General features: G+C 54.8%; 21 protein-coding genes. 14 read left to right on the plus strand and 7 right to left on the minus strand.

Translation table 11 applies throughout. The features are described from left to right. The first annotated feature begins 7 nt into the window (after positions 1 to 7). The 6 genes from ccoO to AEP_RS00250 are packed head-to-tail and all read left to right on the plus strand — an operon-like array spanning position 8 to position 3,765. Complete coding sequence (gene ccoO / locus AEP_RS00225; protein ID WP_087493535.1) at positions 8 to 634, plus strand: cytochrome-c oxidase, cbb3-type subunit II; 627 nt, start codon at positions 8 to 10, stop codon at positions 632 to 634. A gap of 10 nt (positions 635 to 644) precedes the next feature. Beyond that, on the plus strand, positions 645 to 788 hold the full coding sequence (locus AEP_RS00230; RefSeq protein WP_087497098.1) for a cbb3-type cytochrome oxidase subunit 3: 144 nt from the start codon (positions 645 to 647) through the stop codon (positions 786 to 788). 18 nt (positions 789 to 806) lie between these two features. Continuing rightward, positions 807 to 1,718: a cytochrome-c oxidase, cbb3-type subunit III gene (ccoP, locus tag AEP_RS00235; RefSeq protein WP_087493536.1), complete on the plus strand. Its 912-nt coding sequence runs from the start codon at positions 807 to 809 to the stop codon at positions 1,716 to 1,718. Between the two features lie 27 nt (positions 1,719 to 1,745). Beyond that, positions 1,746 to 3,215, plus strand: a complete 1,470-nt coding sequence (gene ccoG, locus AEP_RS00240; protein WP_087493537.1) for a cytochrome c oxidase accessory protein CcoG — start codon at positions 1,746 to 1,748, stop codon at positions 3,213 to 3,215. A gap of 12 nt (positions 3,216 to 3,227) precedes the next feature. Further along, positions 3,228 to 3,506: a FixH family protein gene (locus AEP_RS00245; protein WP_087493538.1), complete on the plus strand. Its 279-nt coding sequence runs from the start codon at positions 3,228 to 3,230 to the stop codon at positions 3,504 to 3,506. Positions 3,507 to 3,528: 22 nt separating this feature from the next. Then, positions 3,529 to 3,765, plus strand: coding sequence for a hypothetical protein (locus tag AEP_RS00250; protein ID WP_087493539.1), 237 nt, complete (start codon positions 3,529 to 3,531; stop codon positions 3,763 to 3,765). Between the two features lie 15 nt (positions 3,766 to 3,780). Here the strand turns inward: AEP_RS00250 and fnr are convergent, their stop codons facing one another. Further along, a complete protein-coding gene (gene fnr, locus AEP_RS00255) occupies positions 3,781 to 4,500 on the minus strand; it encodes a fumarate/nitrate reduction transcriptional regulator Fnr (RefSeq protein WP_087497099.1) in 720 nt (239 codons plus the stop codon). Positions 4,501 to 4,696: 196 nt separating this feature from the next. Here fnr and hemN point away from each other — a divergent pair, with 196 nt between their 5' ends. From hemN to AEP_RS00270, 3 genes are read left to right on the plus strand one after another with little or no spacing between them, the layout of a single operon-like run. Beyond that, a complete protein-coding gene (gene hemN, locus AEP_RS00260) occupies positions 4,697 to 6,097 on the plus strand; it encodes an oxygen-independent coproporphyrinogen III oxidase (protein WP_087493540.1) in 1,401 nt (466 codons plus the stop codon). 9 nt (positions 6,098 to 6,106) lie between these two features. After that, entirely contained in the window at positions 6,107 to 6,790 is a 684-nt protein-coding gene (locus AEP_RS00265; protein ID WP_087493541.1) for a sulfite exporter TauE/SafE family protein, read from the plus strand. Positions 6,791 to 6,796: 6 nt separating this feature from the next. Further along, positions 6,797 to 7,933: a GGDEF domain-containing protein gene (locus AEP_RS00270; protein WP_232459885.1), complete on the plus strand. Its 1,137-nt coding sequence runs from the start codon at positions 6,797 to 6,799 to the stop codon at positions 7,931 to 7,933. Between the two features lie 124 nt (positions 7,934 to 8,057). Here the strand turns inward: AEP_RS00270 and AEP_RS00275 are convergent, their stop codons facing one another. Further along, the gene (locus AEP_RS00275; protein WP_087493543.1) at positions 8,058 to 8,882 is read right to left on the minus strand and encodes a substrate-binding periplasmic protein; all 825 of its coding nucleotides are present in this window, start codon (positions 8,880 to 8,882) and stop codon (positions 8,058 to 8,060) included. Between the two features lie 261 nt (positions 8,883 to 9,143). Here AEP_RS00275 and AEP_RS21320 point away from each other — a divergent pair, with 261 nt between their 5' ends. Both AEP_RS21320 and AEP_RS00285 read left to right on the plus strand, forming a co-directional pair. Then, the gene (locus AEP_RS21320; RefSeq protein ID WP_087493544.1) at positions 9,144 to 9,701 is read left to right on the plus strand and encodes a DUF427 domain-containing protein; all 558 of its coding nucleotides are present in this window, start codon (positions 9,144 to 9,146) and stop codon (positions 9,699 to 9,701) included. 198 nt (positions 9,702 to 9,899) lie between these two features. Further along, on the plus strand, positions 9,900 to 11,357 hold the full coding sequence (locus tag AEP_RS00285) for a flavin-containing monooxygenase (protein WP_087493545.1): 1,458 nt from the start codon (positions 9,900 to 9,902) through the stop codon (positions 11,355 to 11,357). Here the strand turns inward: AEP_RS00285 and AEP_RS00290 are convergent. Further along, complete coding sequence (locus tag AEP_RS00290; RefSeq protein WP_087493546.1) at positions 11,354 to 12,277, minus strand: alpha/beta fold hydrolase; 924 nt, start codon at positions 12,275 to 12,277, stop codon at positions 11,354 to 11,356. The genes AEP_RS00285 and AEP_RS00290 overlap by 4 nt on opposite strands. Positions 12,278 to 12,453: 176 nt before the next feature. On the opposite strand from AEP_RS00290, the gene AEP_RS00295 reads away from it, so the two are divergent. Continuing rightward, positions 12,454 to 13,236, plus strand: a complete 783-nt coding sequence (locus AEP_RS00295) for a substrate-binding periplasmic protein (protein ID WP_087493547.1) — start codon at positions 12,454 to 12,456, stop codon at positions 13,234 to 13,236. Between the two features lie 515 nt (positions 13,237 to 13,751). Continuing rightward, positions 13,752 to 14,195: a hypothetical protein gene (locus tag AEP_RS00300; RefSeq protein ID WP_087493548.1), complete on the plus strand. Its 444-nt coding sequence runs from the start codon at positions 13,752 to 13,754 to the stop codon at positions 14,193 to 14,195. Positions 14,196 to 15,645: 1,450 nt separating this feature from the next. Here the strand turns inward: AEP_RS00300 and AEP_RS00305 are convergent. The 3 genes from AEP_RS00305 to AEP_RS00315 all read right to left on the minus strand — a co-directional run bounded on the left by AEP_RS00305 (position 15,646) and on the right by AEP_RS00315 (position 17,171). Continuing rightward, a complete protein-coding gene (locus AEP_RS00305) occupies positions 15,646 to 16,200 on the minus strand; it encodes a hypothetical protein (protein ID WP_157672990.1) in 555 nt (184 codons plus the stop codon). After that, positions 16,184 to 16,501 (minus strand): hypothetical protein, encoded by a 318-nt coding sequence (locus tag AEP_RS00310; RefSeq protein WP_087493550.1) that lies wholly within the window; start codon positions 16,499 to 16,501, stop codon positions 16,184 to 16,186. The genes AEP_RS00305 and AEP_RS00310 overlap by 17 nt, the downstream gene beginning before the upstream one ends. A 157-nt stretch (positions 16,502 to 16,658) precedes the next feature. Then, complete coding sequence (locus AEP_RS00315; RefSeq protein ID WP_157672991.1) at positions 16,659 to 17,171, minus strand: hypothetical protein; 513 nt, start codon at positions 17,169 to 17,171, stop codon at positions 16,659 to 16,661. Positions 17,172 to 17,410: 239 nt separating this feature from the next. Between AEP_RS00315 and AEP_RS00320 the strand changes: the two genes are divergently transcribed. Then, positions 17,411 to 17,923 carry an AAA family ATPase gene (locus tag AEP_RS00320; RefSeq protein ID WP_087497100.1) on the plus strand — a complete coding sequence of 171 codons (513 nt, stop codon included), beginning with the start codon at positions 17,411 to 17,413 and terminating at the stop codon, positions 17,921 to 17,923. A 496-nt stretch (positions 17,924 to 18,419) separates the two neighbouring features. On the opposite strand, the gene mcrC is transcribed toward AEP_RS00320, so the two are convergent. Next, positions 18,420 to 19,478 carry a 5-methylcytosine-specific restriction endonuclease system specificity protein McrC gene (gene mcrC / locus AEP_RS00325; RefSeq protein WP_157672992.1) on the minus strand — a complete coding sequence of 353 codons (1,059 nt, stop codon included), beginning with the start codon at positions 19,476 to 19,478 and terminating at the stop codon, positions 18,420 to 18,422. Position 19,479: the final 1 nt, after the last annotated feature.

Below are 19,479 nucleotides of genomic sequence, written 5' to 3' on the forward strand. Positions count from 1 at the left end.
CCTTTGTATGGCAAACGAAAAAAGTACATCCGGTCTGTCGCACGAGAAGATCGAGACCAGCAACTTTCTGATGATCGTGCTGATCCTGCTGGTGTTGCTGGCAGGCGGTATGGTGGAAATTGTTCCGCTGTTCTTCCAGAAATCCACCACAGAGCCCCTCCAGGGCATCCAGCCCTACACCGCCTTGCAATTGGCCGGGCGTGATGTGTACATCCGTGAAGGTTGCTACAACTGCCACTCGCAGATGATCCGCCCCTTCCGGGCCGAGACACTGCGTTACGGCCACTACTCCGTGGCAGGCGAGTCGGTGTATGACCACCCCTTCCAGTGGGGCAGCAAGCGTACCGGTCCGGACCTGGCCCGTGTGGGCGGCAAGTACAGCGATGAATGGCATCGCATTCACTTGACCAACCCACGTGATGTGGTGCCTGAGTCCAACATGCCGGCCTACCCTTGGTTGGAGAAAAACCTGGTGGATGCCGAGTCCCTGCCATCGCACCTGCGCGCCTTGCGCAAAGTGGGTGTGCCTTACACCGACGAGCAGATCGCCAAGGCCTCGGAAGAAGTCAAGGGCAAGACCGAGCTGGAAGCCACCATCGCTTACCTGCAGGTTCTGGGCCTGGCACTGAAGTAAGGGGATGACCATGGACATCGATGTCAACAACCTGCGCTCTATCACCACGGTTATCAGTTTCGTGGTCTTTATCGCCATTGTTCGCTGGGCCTGGTCCAAGAGCCGTTCCAGCGACTTTCAAGAGGCCGCCAACCTGCCTTTCGAGCAGGACTGAGCCCCAAAAGGAATCAAAATGAGTGACTTCACAAGCAACTTCTGGTCGGTCTACGTGACCGCCGTCACGGTCATCGGCATCGTGGCCTGTCTGTTCCTGTTGTGGTTCAGCGGCAAAGCCAAGGCCATGACCGCCAATGACAACACTACCGGTCACGTCTGGGACGGCGACTTGCGTGAAATGAACAACCCCTTGCCCCGTTGGTGGGTAGGCTTGTTTGTCATCACCATCGTGTTTGCCGGCGTGTATCTGGCCTTCTACCCCGGCTTGGGCAATTCCGCCGGCAAGCTGGGCTGGACATCCAAGGGCCAGCTGCAAGCCGAAATCGCCAAGGGCGAAGCCGACATCGCGCCCATCTATGCGCGCTTTGACAGCATGACGCCTGAAGACATGGCCAAGGACCCTCAGGCCCATGCCATCGGCGAGCGTTTGTTCATGAACAACTGCTCCCAATGCCACGGTTCGGACGCTCATGGCTCCAAAGGCTTTCCCAACCTGACCGATGCTGACTGGCTGCACGGCGGCACACCCGACAAGATCATCGAGACACTGAACCAGGGTCGTATCGGCCAGATGCCACCGATGGCAGCAGCCGTCGGTACCGCAGATGACGTGAAGAACGTAGCGAACTATGTGCTCAGCCTGTCGGGAAGCCCCAACGACTCGGTGCGCGCTGCTCTGGGCAAGCCCAAGTTCGCAGCTTGTGCAGCCTGCCACGGTGCAGACGGCAAGGGCAACCAGGCGCTCGGTGCACCGAACCTCACCGACGACATCTGGTTGCACGGCTATGGCGAAAACGCCATCATCGCCATGGTGAACAACGGCAAGGTCAACCAGATGCCCGCGCAAGCGCAAAAACTGTCTCCCGCGCAGATCAAGGTTCTGGCGTCCTATGTCTGGGGTTTCTCCAACACTGGTGCGGCCAAGTAAAGCCGGCTGCCAAGCAAAGGACATTCCTTGAGCGTACCCGCCTCCACTGCAGAGAAGAAAATCATTCCTATCGTCGCATCACCGGACAAAGGGCCCATTGCCCCGCCACCCGGTGCCGACGAGGAGACGATTGCCCTGTACGAAGCGCACAAGAAGATTTATCCGCGCAGCGTGTCGGGCTACTTCTCGAAGTGGCGGTGGGCGTTGGTCTTCCTGACCCAGTTGGTGTTTTATGGATTGCCATGGTTGGAGTGGGGGCAGCGCCAAGCGGTGCTGTTTGATCTCGGGGCTCGGCGGTTCTATATCTTCAACCTTGTGCTGTACCCGCAGGACTTTGTGTATCTCACCGGCATTCTGGTGATCTCCGCACTGTCCTTGTTTTTGTTTACGGCGGTAGCAGGGCGTTTGTGGTGCGGCTATGCCTGTCCGCAAACGGTGTACACCGAAATTTTCCTTTGGTTGGAAAAGCTGGCGGAAGGAGACCGCTCTGCCCGCATGCGGCGTGACGCAGGTCCTTGGAATCTCGATAAGGTCTGGCGCAAAGCAGCCAAGCAGCTGATGTGGATTGCCGTTGGCTTGTGGACCGGATTCACGTTCGTGGGTTACTTCACACCCATCCACAGTCTGGGCGCTGAATTCATGGCGTTGTCCATGGGCCCTTGGGAAACCTTCTGGGTGTTGTTCTACGGCTTTGCCACTTACGGCAATGCGGGCTACATGCGCGAGCAGGTCTGCAAATACATGTGTCCTTATGCGCGCTTCCAAAGCGCCATGTTTGACAAAGACACCTTGATCGTGACCTACGACCAGGAGCGCGGGGAGCCACGGGGTGCCCGCTCCAAAAAAGCCGACATCGCAACCTTGAATCTGGGCGCCTGTGTGGACTGCAGCTTGTGCGTGCAAGTCTGCCCGACCGGTATTGATATCCGCAAAGGCTTGCAATACGAATGTATTGGTTGTGGTGCTTGTGCCGATGTGTGTGACACCGTAATGGACAAAATGGGTTACACCCGTGGCTTGGTGAAATACTCTACACAGAACGCCTTGAGTCAGCACTGGACCAATGCCCAAACCTTGCGTCATGTGCTTCGACCCCGTGTGCTGATCTACACCGGCATACTGCTGGCCGTGGTAATCGCGATGTTGACCAGTCTCTGGTTGCGCCCGCCATTCAAAGTGGATGTGGAGCGCGACCGCGGCACTTTGGCCCGCATTGTGTCGGGTGGTCGTCTGGAGAATGTGTACCGCCTGCAAATCATGAACACCCGGGAAACTCCGCAAACCTATGAAGTCAGCGTTGATGGGCTCCCGGGGTTAACGGTGTCGACCGATGCCAGCATGGAAGTCGGCCCTACCGAATCGCGCTGGATCGCCGTCCGTGTGCAGCTTCCCTACGAAGGTGCGGCTCCCGGTTCTCACCCCATCCATTTCACGGTGAAATCGGCTCCCGCGTCTGCCGCAGTGACTGAAAAGTCCGTATTCATTGTTCCGCGTTAAGAAAGACTGCTTATGTCCAACCCTACAACTTCGTCCAACACACCCGCACCCTGGTGGAAGTTCGGTCATGTGTGGCTGGTAGTCTCCGGTCCGCTCATCGTGGTGGTGGCGAGTTTCCTGACCTTCTATATTGCCGTGCGTGGCATGGACCCCATCGTCGATGAAAACTACTACCAGGCCGGCTTAGACATCAACAAGTCTTTGGCGGCCAAGCCTGAGAGCCTGGCCCCAGCCATGCAGGCGCGAAACCATGCAGCGACAGGGGTAGTGCCCACCACTGCACCGCGCTAAAGCGGATTTTCAGGAGCGATGTATGCCGACAGGTAAATGGATGGCAGTCGTCTGGCCCGCTTTTCTGGCGGCCGGAGTACTGGAGATCGTGGTGTTTGCATTCATTGACCCGCACGATCTGCATTGGCACGATGCAGCGCTACCGCTTTCACGCCAAGGGATTTACACCCTGGCGTTCTTCGTTTTCTGGGCGGTGACGCTGGCCTCCAGCGCCTTGACCGCCTTGCTCAATATGAGTGCCGCCGAGGTCAACGACTAGGAGTTTGAGCCCCGCTCAGTTGCAGACCTTGGGGTTGACAATGTCCTTCAGGGCCTCTGTGTTCAAGATGCGCACATGGCGCTGCTTGACTTCCACAATGCCGTCTTCCACGAATTTGGAGAATGTGCGGCTCACGGTCTCAAGCTTCAGACCAAGGTAGCTTCCAATCTCTTCGCGGGTCATCCGCAACACCAACTCGCTTTGCGAGAAGCCGCGGGCATGCAGGCGCTGAACCAGGTTCAGCAGAAACGCAGCCAGTCGCTCTTCGGCTCGCATGCTACCCAGAAGCAGCATCACGCCGTTTTCACGCACGATTTCGCGGCTCATGATCTTGTGGACATGGCGCTGCAGCGAATTCACTTCCCGCGAGAGCTCTTCAATGCGGTCAAAGGGCATGACGCAGACTTCGGCATCTTCGAGGGCTACTGCATCGCACGTGTGGTGGTCGTTCACAATGCCATCGAGCCCCACGATTTCGCCGGCCATCTGGAAGCCGGTCACCTGGTCGCGGCCGTCTTCTGAAGCTACGCAAGTTTTGAAGAAGCCGGTGCGAATGGCAAACAGGCTGGTGAACTTTTCTCCGTTGCGGAAGAGGGTTGCTCCGCGTTTGATCTTTCGGCGGCTGGCCACTACGTCGTCAATCTTGTCCAGCTCTGCAGCGCTCAACCCCAAGGGCATGCACAGTTCGCGCAGGTTGCAGTTGGAGCAAGCCACTTTGATGGTGTGGGGGTTCAATGCCGCTGTGCCGACCGGCGTGATCGCGATGGACGTATGGTTGTCGAGAGACTTGGCGGTAGGTGTTGCGTGTTCAAGCATGGTGTTCCCCTGATGCAAGTCAATTATGGTCTCGGTCATCCTGAAACTCCTTGATGTAAATCAAGGAGCTTGGCGGGCGCTTCGGTCACAGTCTGTGCGCTAGCTTGGAGTATTCATGAACGCAGCCATTGCATCCGCACCCATATCAGAACAATTATTGACCCGGTTTGATGTCTCCGGGCCGCGTTACACCTCGTACCCGACGGCAGATCGCTTTGTCGAGGCCTTCAGTGCGGACGATTACACCCAAGCCTTGCAGCAACGCCGGTCCGGGGCTGCTGCGCTGGCCTTGCCCTTGTCTCTCTACGTGCACATCCCATTTTGCGAATCGCTGTGCTACTACTGCGCTTGCAACAAGATTATCACCAAGCACCATGACAAGGCAGCTACGTATTTGCGCTACCTGACCCGGGAAGTGGAGTTACACACGAAATTGATGGGAACAGGACAGTCCGTCAGCCAGTTGCACTTGGGTGGGGGCAGCCCCACCTTTTTGAGCGACGCTGAACTGCGGGAACTCATGGCGATGCTGCGCCGCAACTTCAGCTTTGCCGCCGGCGGTGAATATTCCATAGAGGTGGATCCTCGCACGGTTGATGCATCGCGCCTGGATACCTTGGCCGAGCTGGGTTTCAACCGACTGAGCTTCGGCGTGCAAGACTTTGACCCCGCAGTGCAGAAGGCTGTGCACCGCGTGCAGCCCGCCGAGCAGGTATTTGCCTTGGTCGAAGCGGCACGGGCTCGTGGATTTGAGTCCATCAATGTGGACCTGATATACGGCTTGCCCCGCCAAAGCCCCGAGTCCTTTGACCGTACCCTCGCACAAGTGAATGCCTTGCGCCCTGACCGCATTGCCCTCTATGCCTATGCGCATCTGCCGGAGCGCTTCAAGCCCCAACGGCGTATCGCCACAGTGGAGCTGCCCGGTGCCGCCTCCAAGGTGTCCATGTTGGCGCACTCACTGGCTTCCTTCATGGGGGCTGGCTATGTGTATGTGGGTATGGATCACTTTGCCTTGCCGGACGACTCGCTGGCCATCGCCAAACGTCAGGGGCGCTTGCACCGTAACTTCCAGGGCTACAGCACCCAGCCGGATTGCGACTTGATTGCCTTGGGGGTGTCTGCCATCGGCCGCATCGGTGCCACTTACAGCCAGAATGCCAAGACACTGGAAGAGTATTACGACTACCTCGACCAAGGGCGTTTCCCCATCGTGCGGGGTATGGCCGTTACGCGTGACGACCTGGTGCGCCGTGCGGTGATCATGGCGCTCATGTGCCAAGGCCAGCTGCAGTTTGAATCTATCAATCTTGCGTATCTGCTGGACTTCAAAACCTACTTTGCAGCTGAACTCAATACCTTGCGCGGTTTGGAAGAGCAGGGTCTGGTGACGCTGGATGACAACGGTATCCAAGTGACCAGCCAAGGGTGGTTCTTTGTACGCGCCGTCGCCATGGTGTTCGACCGCTATCTGCAAACCGACCGTACCCGCGCCCGCTTCTCCAAAATCATTTAACCTGCCCGGATGCAGTCGTCTCTGGCAGTTACCGCTTTGTTGATGGGCCTCGTGGGCGGGCCCCATTGTCTTGCCATGTGCGGGGCGGCTTGTGCAGGCATCGGGCAGGCCGCAGGCGCCAGAGGTACGACAGCCATGCTGAGTTTCCAAGCGGGCAGAGTCATAGGTTATGCAGCGCTGGGGGCACTTGCGGCTGCTTCGGTGCAAGGCTTGGGTTGGCTCACCGTGCAATCCACTGCGTTGCGGCCGGTCTGGTCCTTGTTGCACGTGGCGGCTACGGTTCTGGGGCTCGTCCTTCTGTTTACAGGCCAGCAACCTCTGTGGCTGCAAGCCGGTGCACGCAGCGTCTGGGCCCGCGTGCGCAAAGTCTCTGCGGGAAGTGCGCTTGCGGCTCCCATGGGCTTGGGCGTGGTGTGGTCCCTGCTGCCTTGCGGATTGCTGTATTCCGCCTTGCTACTGGCCTCCCTGTCAGGGGAACCGCTATCCGGCGCTGCGACCATGGCCCTTTTTGCGCTGGGGACCTCACTCACCATGATGGCAGGCCCCTGGCTCTGGTTACGGTTAGGTCTGTCGCGCATGGGGGATGGCACTTGGGGTATACGCCTAGCCGGAGCGGCCTTGGCAGTGGCCTCAACGTGGGCTTTGTGGATGGGATTGGTGCACAATAAAGCACCATGGTGTGCCGTCGTCTGACACTGAATGACATCGTCTTCAGGCGGCCCATCGCCCACGCAGACCCAAGGAAAGTCCGCCTGCATGCACGACCCCGCCAACCTGGATGAGAAGCTACGGATTGAAGACCTGCGCAGCTTCAATATCCTGGATACGCCTGCCGAACAGGCCTATGACGATGTGGTCAGCTTGGCCTCGTTCATTTGCGACACCCCCATTGCCCTGATTTCGCTGGTAGATGAAGACCGGCAATGGTTCAAGGCCCGACTGGGCTTAAGCGCCATGGAAACCCCACGTGGTCAGGCCTTTTGCGCCCATGCCATCGTAGATCCTGACCGGGTCATGGAAGTGCCTGATGCATTGCAGGACGCGCGCTTCGTCGATAACCCGCTAGTGACCGGAGACCCCGGTATCCGTTTTTATGCAGGCGCACCGCTGCTGACACCCTCCGGTGCCGCTCTTGGTACCGTTTGTGTGATTGACAAAGTGCCCCGCAAACTGACCGAGCGCCAATCAGAGGCCCTCCGGGCGCTCTCCCGTCAGGTGGTGCAGTTGCTGGCCTTGCGCCGCGCCAATGCAGAACTGGAGCTGGTAGCGAAAGCGCAAACACTGCGCCAGCAGCAACTTGAAAACCACCAGCGCCGCATCGAAGAGCTGAACCAGGATTTGCAGGAACAAACCCTTACTGATCCACTCACGGCCCTGAAGAATCGTCGTGCCTTTGAAACGTTGCTGGCCAACGAGTTTGCGCGCTCCCAGCGTTCCAAATCGCCACTGTGTCTATTGATGGTGGATGCGGATCACTTCAAGGCCTATAACGATGCATTTGGCCACGTGGCCGGAGATCAGGCTTTGATGTTTGTTTCGCTGGCCATCAAGAGCCAGGCTCGTGCCTATGACCATGTAGCCCGCTACGGTGGTGAGGAGTTTTGCGTCATCCTGCCCGATACCAAGCTCAACGAGGCGCTGGTGGTGGCTGAGCGCATTCGCGAATCCATCAAGAGCATCATTGGCCTGCGCCGGCCCATGACGGGTAGCATCGGTGTGGCGTATTCCGAAGGCGTCCCCAGCCCCAAGCGACTGGTGGAACTTGCAGACCGTGCGATGTACCTCGCCAAGCAGGGCGGGCGTGACCGGGTGGAGATATTCCTCCCCCCTGTCTGACGCCACAACAGGGGTGAAGCAGGGACGGGGCGATAGCCCCATGTCCGCTGAAATACATCTGCCGCTGACCCTGTCTCTCTGTGTGTTTCGCGACAGCCTGTTTACGTCTGCAGCTTAAATTGACTCAGAGCGGGCGGATGCTGCCTTTGAGGATGGCCGGGCTGTAATAGCGGAGGAAGGCCTTCCATACATCTCCCGATCGAGCAGCACGCTCCAATGCCTCCAGCAATGCCGCCCTGTCTTGCGGAGTGAGCGAACTGTTGGAAATGTAGACACCGCTGGTACCCCATGGCAGCTCGTCAAGCGGTTCAATGCGAAGACGATCCAGTAAATCACGCACACGCTCGTCATCCTGCATGGCGCCGGCCAGTATGGTCGAAGCCATGATGGTTGCGTGTGCACTGCCGGCCTTGAGCAACCGAGCTACTGATATGGCGTCCACATCCATGATTAACCGCCCCTGCTTTGCAAGGGAGGTCACCAAATCCTGGTACGCAGGGCCGTAGTCAAAACCTCGCACCAAAGCCACTTTCAATGTGGAGTCATCCTGCAGCTCCCGCAGCGTCTTGATGGTTGCGCGGTTGGACGACAGAGACAAAAGAGTGGGGCGGTTTTGTACGAGAGCCACGAACGTGCCAAAAGCGTCGCGCTTTGGTGTCTTGCTGGCGGGTATCAGCAGGTCTGCACGACCAGTCTCAAACAACACTTCCAACCGCGCCCGAGGCACCTCATTGAAGGTGAAACTGCAGCCTTCTTTGTCGGTGAGGCTGCGCAAAAGTTCGGGGTAAATGCCACTGATGCTTTCCCCGTCGATGAGCACGCTCTGGCCGATCGGAGCCACCGGCACTTGAATCACCCGTGAGCACTTGGCATGGCTTGCTGATGCACCAGAAACCGCAAGACCCAGAATCAAAAGCAGTGCGCGCAGGTTGGGACCGAATCCAAGCATGACAAGAAGACTCCGAAGTATCTAAACGGGCTCACGAATTTGACGATTCCAGTTTATTCGAGCTAGCGAGGTTGTCGGTATTTCTAATTCACAAACAACTCCCACGAATGGGGCCACTGAGGGCAGTGAGCGAGCTGGAAGCTTGAAAAAGAGCAAGTGCATGTTTTCCGGTTGGATCTTCTAGTGGGAATTTGTGCGATGACCTGAGGGGCTTTGTGTCTCGGGGTGATTCAGGCTTGCGTCGCCCTCTAAGATCCACGCATGACAGAGGATGATCTTGACCCGATCGAACGGTCCCGCGCCCAATGGCGCTGGCGGGGAGTGGACCGTCCCCCATTTGCTGAAACCCCTTCCGAGGGACAAATTTCTGTCTGGGACTTTCCGCGCCCACCAGAGCTTGTTCGGGAGATCCGTGAGGTGGTTGTGTACTGGGGGGATATAGAAGTGGCTCGCACAAGAGAGGCTTGGGCAGTCAGAGAGACCGCACACCCGCCAACCTATTACCTTCCCCTTTCTGCTGTTCATCGTTCGCTATTGCGCGAGGCTGGAGGAGGGTCTTTTTGCGAATGGAAAGGCCCTGCCGGATATTGGGATCTGGTTGAGGGAGGGCGTTGCTTGTCGAAGGTTGCTTGGAGCTACCCGCAACCGCTGGCTGGTGCGGAGCCCCTGGCAGATTGCATCGCTTTTTACGCTCACGAACTGGCTTGCACAGTGGGCGGCGCCAAGGTGTCGGCACAACCCGGAGGTTTTTATGGCGGATGGATCACACCTGATTTAGCGGGGCCCTTCAAGGGCGAACCAGGCAGTAGCGGCTGGTAGTCGCGAAAGCTTAAAACCAGCCCTAGGTTTTTCCTGCAAAGGGAGCATTCCAGCAGCGGGTAGCCACCCCTTTCATCGTCGGGTTTGCATTGAAGTTAGATCGCGCAGAGAGGCTTTCAGGGCAAAGTTATAAACTGGCTTTTGGAGCCATGGCCCACTATGGGCAAGCATTGCACTTGGTATTCGGCAGGGAGTTCTATGAGCGAACATTTTGATGTGCTCATTGTCGGCGCGGGAATTTCAGGTATCGGCATGGCGTGCCATTTGCAGAAGGAATCTCCGGGCAAGCGATACGCCATCTTGGAGCGGCGTAACGCGATTGGTGGCACCTGGGATCTGTTTCGCTACCCTGGAGTGCGTTCTGATTCCGACATGTTTTCCTTCGCCTATGCCTTTCGGCCGTGGATGTCACCCAAGGTGCTGTCTGAAGGCCGGCTGGTGCGTGAGTATGTCAAAGAGACCGCGCAGGAATATGGCGTCGACCGGCATATCCGCTTCGGCTTGAAAATCCTCAGGGCCGACTGGTCCAGCGATCAGAACCACTGGACTATCACGGCCCTGAAGGAATCCACCGGAGAAACCAGCTGCTACACCTGCCGCTTTTTTGTGAGCTGCACCGGTTACTACGACTATGACCAAGGGCACCTGCCTGTGTTCCCCGGCCTGGATCGCTTTAGAGGGCAGACCATTCATCCGCAGTTCTGGCCCGAAAACCTGGACTATCGCGACAAGCGGGTCGTCGTGATCGGCAGTGGCGCCACGGCGGTCACGATCGTTCCGGCCATGGCGGCCGATGCTGCGCACGTCACCATGTTGCAGCGCACACCCACCTACTACTTCATCGCACCCACGTTAGAAAAAGCGATTGCGCGGCTAGGACAGGTCCTGCCGCAACGCTGGATTTACGGCGCCTTGCGTACCTCCTATATCGCTTTGCAGCGCGCTCTGTACAAGGGCGCCAAACGCTGGCCCGATGCCATGCGAAAGTTCATGTTGCGTCCGATCCAGAAAACACTGGGGGACACGGTGGACATGCGCCACTTCACTCCCAGCTACAACCCTTGGGACCAGCGCATGTGTGTGGTGCCTGATGGCGACCTGTTCAAAGCCATCAAGTCGGGCAAGGCCTCTATCGTCACTGACGAAATTGCCACGTTTACCGAGGATGGCATTCTGCTCAAGTCAGGGGAGTCGTTGGATGCGGACATCGTGGTGACTGCAACCGGCATACGCCTCAAAACCTTCGGCGGTATGGAAATCACCTTAGATGGCGCACCAGTGGCGACCCACCAGCGGCTGAGCTATCGCGCAGTGCTGATGCAAGACCTACCTAACATGGCTTTCATTTTTGGCTACACCAATGCCTCGTGGACGCTCAAGGCGGACATCGCTTCACGCTATGTCTGCCGGCTGCTCAACTATATGGATGCCAAGGGCATTGCATGTGCAACGCCCCGCGCTCCAGCCGGACAACTCGGCGAGGGCAATGTGATGAGTTCACTCACCTCGGGCTACATCCTGCGGGACGTGAACGAACTGCCGCGCCAGGGCCGCAGTGGTCCATGGCGCGTGACCCATGCTTACGAGTTGGACAAAGCCCTTCTGCTGGACCAGCCGATTGACGACGGTGCTTTGGAATTCGTGAAGCAGAGTTAAGCCGGGAGCGATTGCTCAAACTTCAGGAAATCCTTGGCGGTTTGGGCTGGCGCTTCGAGCATGGGCAAGTGGCCTATCCCCTGCATCACGATGGTCTGATGGCGCGGAAACAGCCGCTCTTGGGACAGGGCAGCTGCCGGGCTCAAAATGCCATCCTCCGACCCCCACACGATCAGCGCCGGAGTGTTCAAGGTGGTAAAGCGGGCTTCAAGCATGGGCGAATGTTGACTGAGGTCTTTGAAGATTTCGCAATGCAAGGGGTAATCCGCTATCGCGCGCGCGCCCAGCGTGCGCTTCAAGAAGCCTGGAAAGTAAGGAGGCCGTGCCATCGTGGAGCTAATCAAGCGGGCCACGTCGGCTTGACTGCGCAGCAACAGGGGAGAGTCGCCCGTGGCGAGGTAGTGCCGCAGCATGGGGGAGTCGTGGGCGGCCGCCGTACCAGCGGCATCCAATAACCAGACGGCCTTGACCTGCTCGGGGTAGCGCGCCGCATATTCGCAGGCAATGAAGCCGCCCATGGAGTTGCCACCGAAGATCATTTTTTGCACCCCCAAGGCCTGAAAGAACGCATGCAAGCGCTCGACCTGATCGGCCATGCGGTACCTCGCAGCCGAGTCGCGTGTGGCGTCACCAAAGCCCGGCAGATCAGGCTGGATCACCCGAAAGTGCGGTGTCAAAAAACGCGCCATGCGCGTGAAATTGTCCTTGTCACCGCCAAAGCCGTGCACCAGCACAAGCACCTCACCTTGGCCGCCTTCCAGGTAGGGGATGTCAAAGCCTTCAATTGCTTGAGACTTGAGCTCCAACCCGCTTCGCTTGCGCTCCAACGCCAAGCCCCAGTGCGACGCGGTATCGGGCTGCAACTGGGTAAACACCCAGAGGCACACAACAATCAAAAGTAGCGTGTAGACAATTGCCATGTGCAGACCCTTTTCACAAAAGAGATTTCAACAAAGAAACACACACGATCAAGGATACCTACAGATGCGACGGCTGTCGCCTCAAACGATCCGGTCAAAGAACGCTTGTGTTTAGGTTGGAGGTTTGCAGGTGTTTACGTTAGATTCAAGGCCCTGCAATCCAAACTGGATACACCATGGATTTGAATAAGCGTCTTTGTCACGCCTTGGGAATCTTGGCTTTGTTCTTAATGACAGGGTATGCAACTGCTCAAAACTTGGTGGCAGTCGCTGACACCTGGTGCCCTTACAACTGTGAGCCAACCGCAAAGAAGCCCGGCTATGTGGTTGAGCTCTTGAAATCTGCGTTTGCGACAAAGGGGCAGTCTGTGAGTTATCGGGTGATGCCTTGGACGCGTGCCCTGTTGGATACCCAGTCCGGTAAAACTACAGCGGTCGTTGCTGCCAATGCAAAAGAAGCAGCAGAACATCAGCTTGCCATAGGCAGCGAGCCTATCGGGGTGGCAAAGGGTTGCGTCTTTGTGCCGGCTTCGAGTCCGTTCAAGTACCGCTCTATTCAAGACCTCGACGGTTTGACACGCGTCGGTGTTGTCGGGGGTAACGCGTATCAAAATGATTTTGGTGAATGGTTAAGCAGGCCCGAGAACCGTCCAAAAATTCATGAAGTTTTCGCGGATAACCCCAGCGAGCGACGCGCCGAGATGATGATTCGGGGACGGATCGATGGAATTTTTGAGGACTACACAGAAATGGCCTATGTCCTATCCACGAAAGGGCTGCAAAACCAGATCATGTCCGCTGGTTGTCAAAACCCGAGCCCTTTGTATGTGGGGTTCAGCAAGAAGCATCCGCGCGCTCAGGAATTGGTGGCCACTCTAGACACGGAAATTCGCAGGATGCGCAAGGCTGGTTCGCTCAAGGAGCTACTCACTTCCTATGGGCTGGAGGACTGGAAATAGCCTCCACGAGCGATCGACATGCCTTGTAACGATTGCAAATCAATGTCCCTTCGTTGTTTGATTGCAGACGTGGGATTTGACCGCTGTTGGTTTCGCGTTTGGATGCACAGAAAATGCTGCAACTTGACTCTTACTGTGGAATACGCTCCAGCAGTATGAGCAAGAGGTCTCAAATTCGCGTCCTCTTTTGATCGAGGCGTATCTCCAAACGTGATCCGCAAAATTCACGTAACTACTTGACTGTGAAAAACATGTCTGAGTCCAACATCAGGCGCCTGTCCGTTGCTCCGATGATGGATAGTTGCGATTAGCCAGCATTCATGCGGGTTGCGGCTCATATATGTGCATTTCGTGTGCAAAAGTGATTGAACGGCAACGGTGAGATTGCGGACTTTCTGGCGAAGATGGAATGTGCAAATTCGCAAACTCCGCTATGTTAAAGAGACAAACTACTGATCTTGCCTACAAGAGAAAACACGACATAGGGCAAACGGCATGCGAGGAGGGCAGTAGATTTGGACGAGTCTGTGGAGGAAAGAAATCTCAATCTTTCAATCGAGTTTGCAACTCGGTGTGTCTCCACCGATCTTGAAGTAGGAAAGGCGGACACCAAAATTCATCAAATTGGAGCGGTCCGGTTTGATCCGAAACATTCAACTTACGAAGAGTATTTCCATTCCCAAGGTTCGCTAGACGCAGCGCTATCCCAACTCGATGCATTTTCGAACGGTGCGGAATTTGCACTAGGGCAAAACTTTATTTTGTTCGACCGAAAGCACCTACTTGCTGCTCGTTCCGATCAGTCGATTGCTAGTCGGCCTTGCTTAGATACGCTCCGGTTAAACCCGTTGGCATTTCCAAGGAACCCGTATCACCACCTCGTGAAGCATTACCAAGACGGTCAGCTCCAAAGTGGTCAAAAGAACAACCCTGTTTCTGACGCGCGTCTATCAATGTAGGTCATGGTTGACCAATTTTTTGCGTTGTAGAAGGCATGTGCTTCGCAGCCTGAGCTGATTTCTACGTAGGCCGGAATTCACTGACCATCATTACGGCAATTGGTGACCAGTACGCTGGTCATGACCACCGGCAGCTATCGACCCAAAGCGGTCCTCCGCACTCCTGGATTAGCTACCCAAAAGCGGACATCCGATCTGATACGAATGGGGCGTGCATGCGGAGGTCGCCTATGTAACGATTGGTGTCGTTCGGTTTTTGACTCCTGAGGTCTCCAGAAGGCTAACTCGGTAGTTCAAATTTTTCAGGACTCTACTTTAACGAGTACGCGGCGGACGGCTTTGAAGCCAAGAAGCGCAGCCACAAAAAATCAAAATGACCCCAAACATGCCCCACACGACAACCTCTCCAGGCAAACCGACTAGCTCGTGTGCCATTGAAAACAGCCAACTCAACTTGCTACGAGTAGACGGTGTGGATGGGTACAGCCATTCGACTAGCGCGGCAACTAAGAAACAGGAGCCCAAACCCCAACTGACTCTGGCGGATTCTAGAGGTGTGAAAGGCGTGCGATAGTGGAATTGATCAGGTTTTCCGCGACTAAATTTCATTTGTGTACTTATGGTTATGAAACATTACGGTCCTAGAGGTTGTAGCAAGAATTTCATGCATTGAATGGGGCGATTATCAGGCGAAGGCTGGAGCCTGAATATTCCCCGTTCGGTTGATATTTAGACTGGCGACTTCCGCTGCTTACTAACCAACGCAGGTGCCAATTGAACGACGGGAACCAGCCTGTTTGAGCTTCAGCTCTGCAGCGGAAGCAGTCATTGCATGTACTCACCCATTTGGGTGATTTACACGACACATACCACGCTCCACAATCGGCTACGCCGCGGAAGCAGACCTTTGCAATTGATGCAGATAATCCCAACTCCATCCCTAAGCAGTCATTGAAATTCTGCAAACTCCGTATGAAGTATTCTGTCTGCGTTCTATTCTGTGTGTCCTGCTTTTGTGCCGTTGCTGGACCAGCGAGCTATCCAGCCAGTGCTCGGCAGTTAGCCGAATGGCGAAGCGGGGACGCGAATACTCGAAAGCAGTTTGATAACTACATCTTGGCGTCATACAAATCGCTTCGGGCGAAGCATCTCGTATGCCCACCTAAAGGACGGACTGACGTTGCAAACGAAAGCGCCGCGCTATTAGCTGCTGAAGTGGGCGTGGATCAGGGCCTATTTGATATTGATGGTCCGGCGAAGCCAGCGGTTGCTGATGCCCTTGGATTTTGGTTTCCCTGCCCATCTCAGCGATAACCGCTTCCAGCCCTTTCCTGCTATCCCTTTGAGCGACCGCTTTGGAGCACTGGGAATGTCTCCTAACAGTCTGATTCAGACATGATGGCAGAGGTTGAAATCTATAGATCAATGGAGCTGTATTTCACTTCTCAAGTCAACTAATGTTGTAACGGCTCTGCACTTGTAGGCAAGGCCAAACACCATAGCCTTCATTCCTGCATTCAATGTTTTTTCCAGAATGGACGGTGAAGCGTCCCGTCTTCGGATCTGCAATCCAAACTGTTATTACATCCTTTGACCATTCGCGTGCCTTTACGTGCCGCACCATCGCGATCATGTCATCTCGAATGAAACCATTGATGCGGCATTGACCAAAGTTAAAGGAGTACCCTGGCTTCAACCTTGGTTGATGCATTTCAGTTAGCTGGCTCCCGTCGGCACGCAACAGCCTCCAAGGTCCGCTTTCTGTGGGCAACTCAATTCCCGGACTCTCTGCCTGCGCTGGATAGATAAGCCATTCAACAAAGTTTTGCTGCTTAGCAAAGCTTGAATCCGAGAAGAGCACAAAAAACAAAAGTATGCAGCGAAGATAGGTCATTGCAACCAATACAAATGTGAGCGCACTTCGGAGCACAGGCAATTCAAATGGCAGTTGAAGGCTGAAAGCAGACGTCCGCATATCGATGAGTGATTCATCGCGCTTCATCATTTGAAGACGCAATGAAACTGACTAACGGCGAATGGGCTATGTCCTTCGCAAACTTGATTTCTGCCTCGAGACGTCGTTTTTCTGACTGGAGAGATTTAACTTTCCGCTCAGCAAGCATACGGTCTTCGTTGGAAGTGACCAAGTTTTGTTTAGTTCTGGCGAGAGTCTGAATCTCAATCTCAATTGAAGCAATCCGCGCATGCATCGGCTGAAGGCTAGCTTCGACAGGTTGAATCGGTGCGGCCTGCACAAAAGTCACACAAAGTGATGCAAAGATCAGGGCAGTAAGACGTAAGCTCATTGGCAGATTCGTATTGAAGTCGAAATAACTTTTTAACCAATCCCCTACTATATGGATATCTCTTTTAGGGTGCTTTGGAGGAAGTTTGCTTGTGCGGCATAACTGATGCTTCAACAGGCTGATAACGGACACTCAAATGGAAGGCTAACGCATGAGTTCACTTGTCGTCACGGCTGTTCGCGCCTTGCTTAGCGCTCAATAATTGGGGAGATGCCACAAGTGTTCCTCCCCCGGTTTTGAAGACAAGCTCTTTCTTTATGCTCGGACAGCAGAGCGGGTCTTCTGGGGCATAGGTGACTGACTCTGCTAGCACCTTGTCGATTGCAAACTCGCGAACAGTACCCTGCCCGAGAAAAGCCTGATTCGCAAACGTCCATTTTTCTTTCTTATTGAAAAGGGCTACCTTGCAGTAAACGTTTGCAGGGTTACTAGCCCCTGCGTTTGCCCCACCCTTGAAGTTTTCATCAATACAGAAACTCACTACTATCTGGTTTGATGCGGAGGAACGAAAGACTCGATGCTCGAGTACCGGGCCCTGCTTCTTTAAATAGCGAGCAATTTCCTGTGGAGTATTGTTGGCGGCAAACACGGCGCTCGATGCGCCGACGGCGATAGCCAAGAAGAGCAGCTTTGCAATGCTCAGGAGATTGGGTGCGAACGAGTGTTGCATGGGCATTGGTCCAATCTAAGCGAACAAGAACTTTTTTTGGAAATTGCCGCTTTCGCTGCAATTCTGACTTCTAAAGGCAAGTCACGCCATCCCCCATTCAGGTGGATTTAGGAACATGCATTGCTAACCCAAAGCGGTCATTGAGAATTTCTCCAACTGGCTCGCACCTGCCGAGTCCCTCTTCACATGTCACACACATAGTGACCGACCAGATCCGATTCCGAGGCAGAATCATTGCCATGTTGATTGTTCTATCTGGTCTTCCTGGGACAGGAAAAACCACCATCGCCCAGATACTTGCACGCAGATGTCGCGCTGCCTACGTGCGTGTCGACACCATTGAGCAAGCCATCTTGCCGTCGTTGCACGACCCCAATGTGCTGGGAGCATTGGGTTACCTTGTAGCCTACCAGGTGACACGGGCCAATCTCAACCTGGGCGCAACCGTTGTAGCTGATGCCGTGAACCCACTGGCAACCATTCGTGAGGCTTGGCGCGCAGTTGCTGCAGGTGCCAGCTCTCACTTCGTCGAAGTGGAGGTCGTGTGTTCAGACATTAACGAGCATCGGCGGCGTGTAGAGAGTCGCGAGGCTGACATCCCGGGACACACCTTGCCAACATGGGAAGAGGTTCAAAATCGCGAGTACGAGCCGTGGTCTACCCATCGACTGGTTATAGATTCGGCACAACTGAGCGCAGTGGATGCGGCATCAAGGATCTTCGAGCGCTGCGAATTGCGTAATAGTGGGTGACCGCATTCGAGCCTCATCAGGTAGCTTACCGCCTGAAAGCAGACATTGTCCAATGACTGCTTCTGGCCCAAAGCGGCTGTCGACCCACAGATGACATTGATCGCCTCCGGAGCAACTCACTCTGATCAGCACAAGAAAACCAGCTGTTTGTGGTGAGCAATTTCCGGAACAGATGGTCAAGTCAACCGGAATACGCAGATTTCCATGTATCGCTGGTTGACGTCACGTTCACCAGGTTGCGAAGCATTCGATGCCTTCTTTCTTACGCTCAGAGAGCAGCAAGCGCCCGACGAATCGCAATTTCGCCGATACCTTTCTGACTTTATGGCGGAAAAGGGCTGTAAGGTATCCACACAGGCGGTGACCAGCGGCCATTTAGTCTGAAAACTTTAACTATTTGTCGTCAACTGAAAGTCTCGCCATTTGAAAATTGGAGTACTTTGATCAGTCAAAAAGCAATGATCAATCGTCCGAAGGGGGCTCACGAATTCCTGATTCAAGTAACTTTGGAGTTAAATGCAAAATCTACTAAGTCCACCATTTCCGCATGAACCAATGGCCAGTCTTGATTGAGATCAACCGTTGCAATGCAGACTGGGAATCCGTTGATCACGTAGCGTTGCCGCAGACTTTTATCTACTTTTGGGTAGATCAGCATACCCGCCGTGCTTTCGATACCTTCTTTCGGTGCATTGTTTAGATAGCTCAGTAACTGGTAAAGATTGTGGCTATGAATCTTTTCAGTTTCCCAGCGAGAGCTCAAGGTGGTCGTGTAGTACTTGGCATCAACAATAAGTCGATCTGCACCTCGGCTGATTGATATGTCAGTATTCATGGAAGGTAAGAGAGCGAGTGATGGATCGCTAAGGCTTGTAGCCTGCCATTCAATTCGATCGCGCTTCACTTTGACGGTCTGTATTTCCCTCTGAATAAAGTTGTATAAAAATCTTTCGAAAACTCGGGCCATGGCCTTCTCATCGCGCACAAACTCTCTGAATTTCGTAGACCCGGACTGAGTTTCCACCAACGAAGAGTCATGTATGAGTTCGCAGACATTCAACAAAAAGCGATAGAAGCGCGTATTGCTGTGCAATTGGACCTTTTGGAATTCTCGCTTGGTGACCACAATGTCCTCAATGTTACGAAGACTTTTCAAAATGATGACTGTCTGTTTTCGCAGTTCCGAGTTCAACCCTTTGCTCACACTTAGCTTCTTTAGCGTTGCTTTGATGAGCCTATTGTTTAGTGAGTTGACAGTCAGCTCGTCAAATTGACAAACAGCCTTGCCTAAGCTTGGCAAAAACTTTCTAGCAGATCCAAAAGCATCGATACGTCCCCTAAGGGTAGACAGAACTTCAGTCCTAAGCTGGTAACTTTGTTCCAGACCACGTCTCGAAAGATGCCGTACACCATCACAAAGTACCAAGGTAAAGAGATCTACCAATTCCGTAGACGGGCAACGCTCAACATCAATGAGCTCTCCCTGCTCCAACTGATCCCATGAGTAGCAGAGGAGGTAGTAGAGGTTCTTGATGGGGATAGTGGGCTGGGTCAAG

The sequence above is a fragment of the Curvibacter sp. AEP1-3 genome (assembly GCF_002163715.1).
Taxonomy (GTDB): domain Bacteria; phylum Pseudomonadota; class Gammaproteobacteria; order Burkholderiales; family Burkholderiaceae_C; genus Allorhodoferax.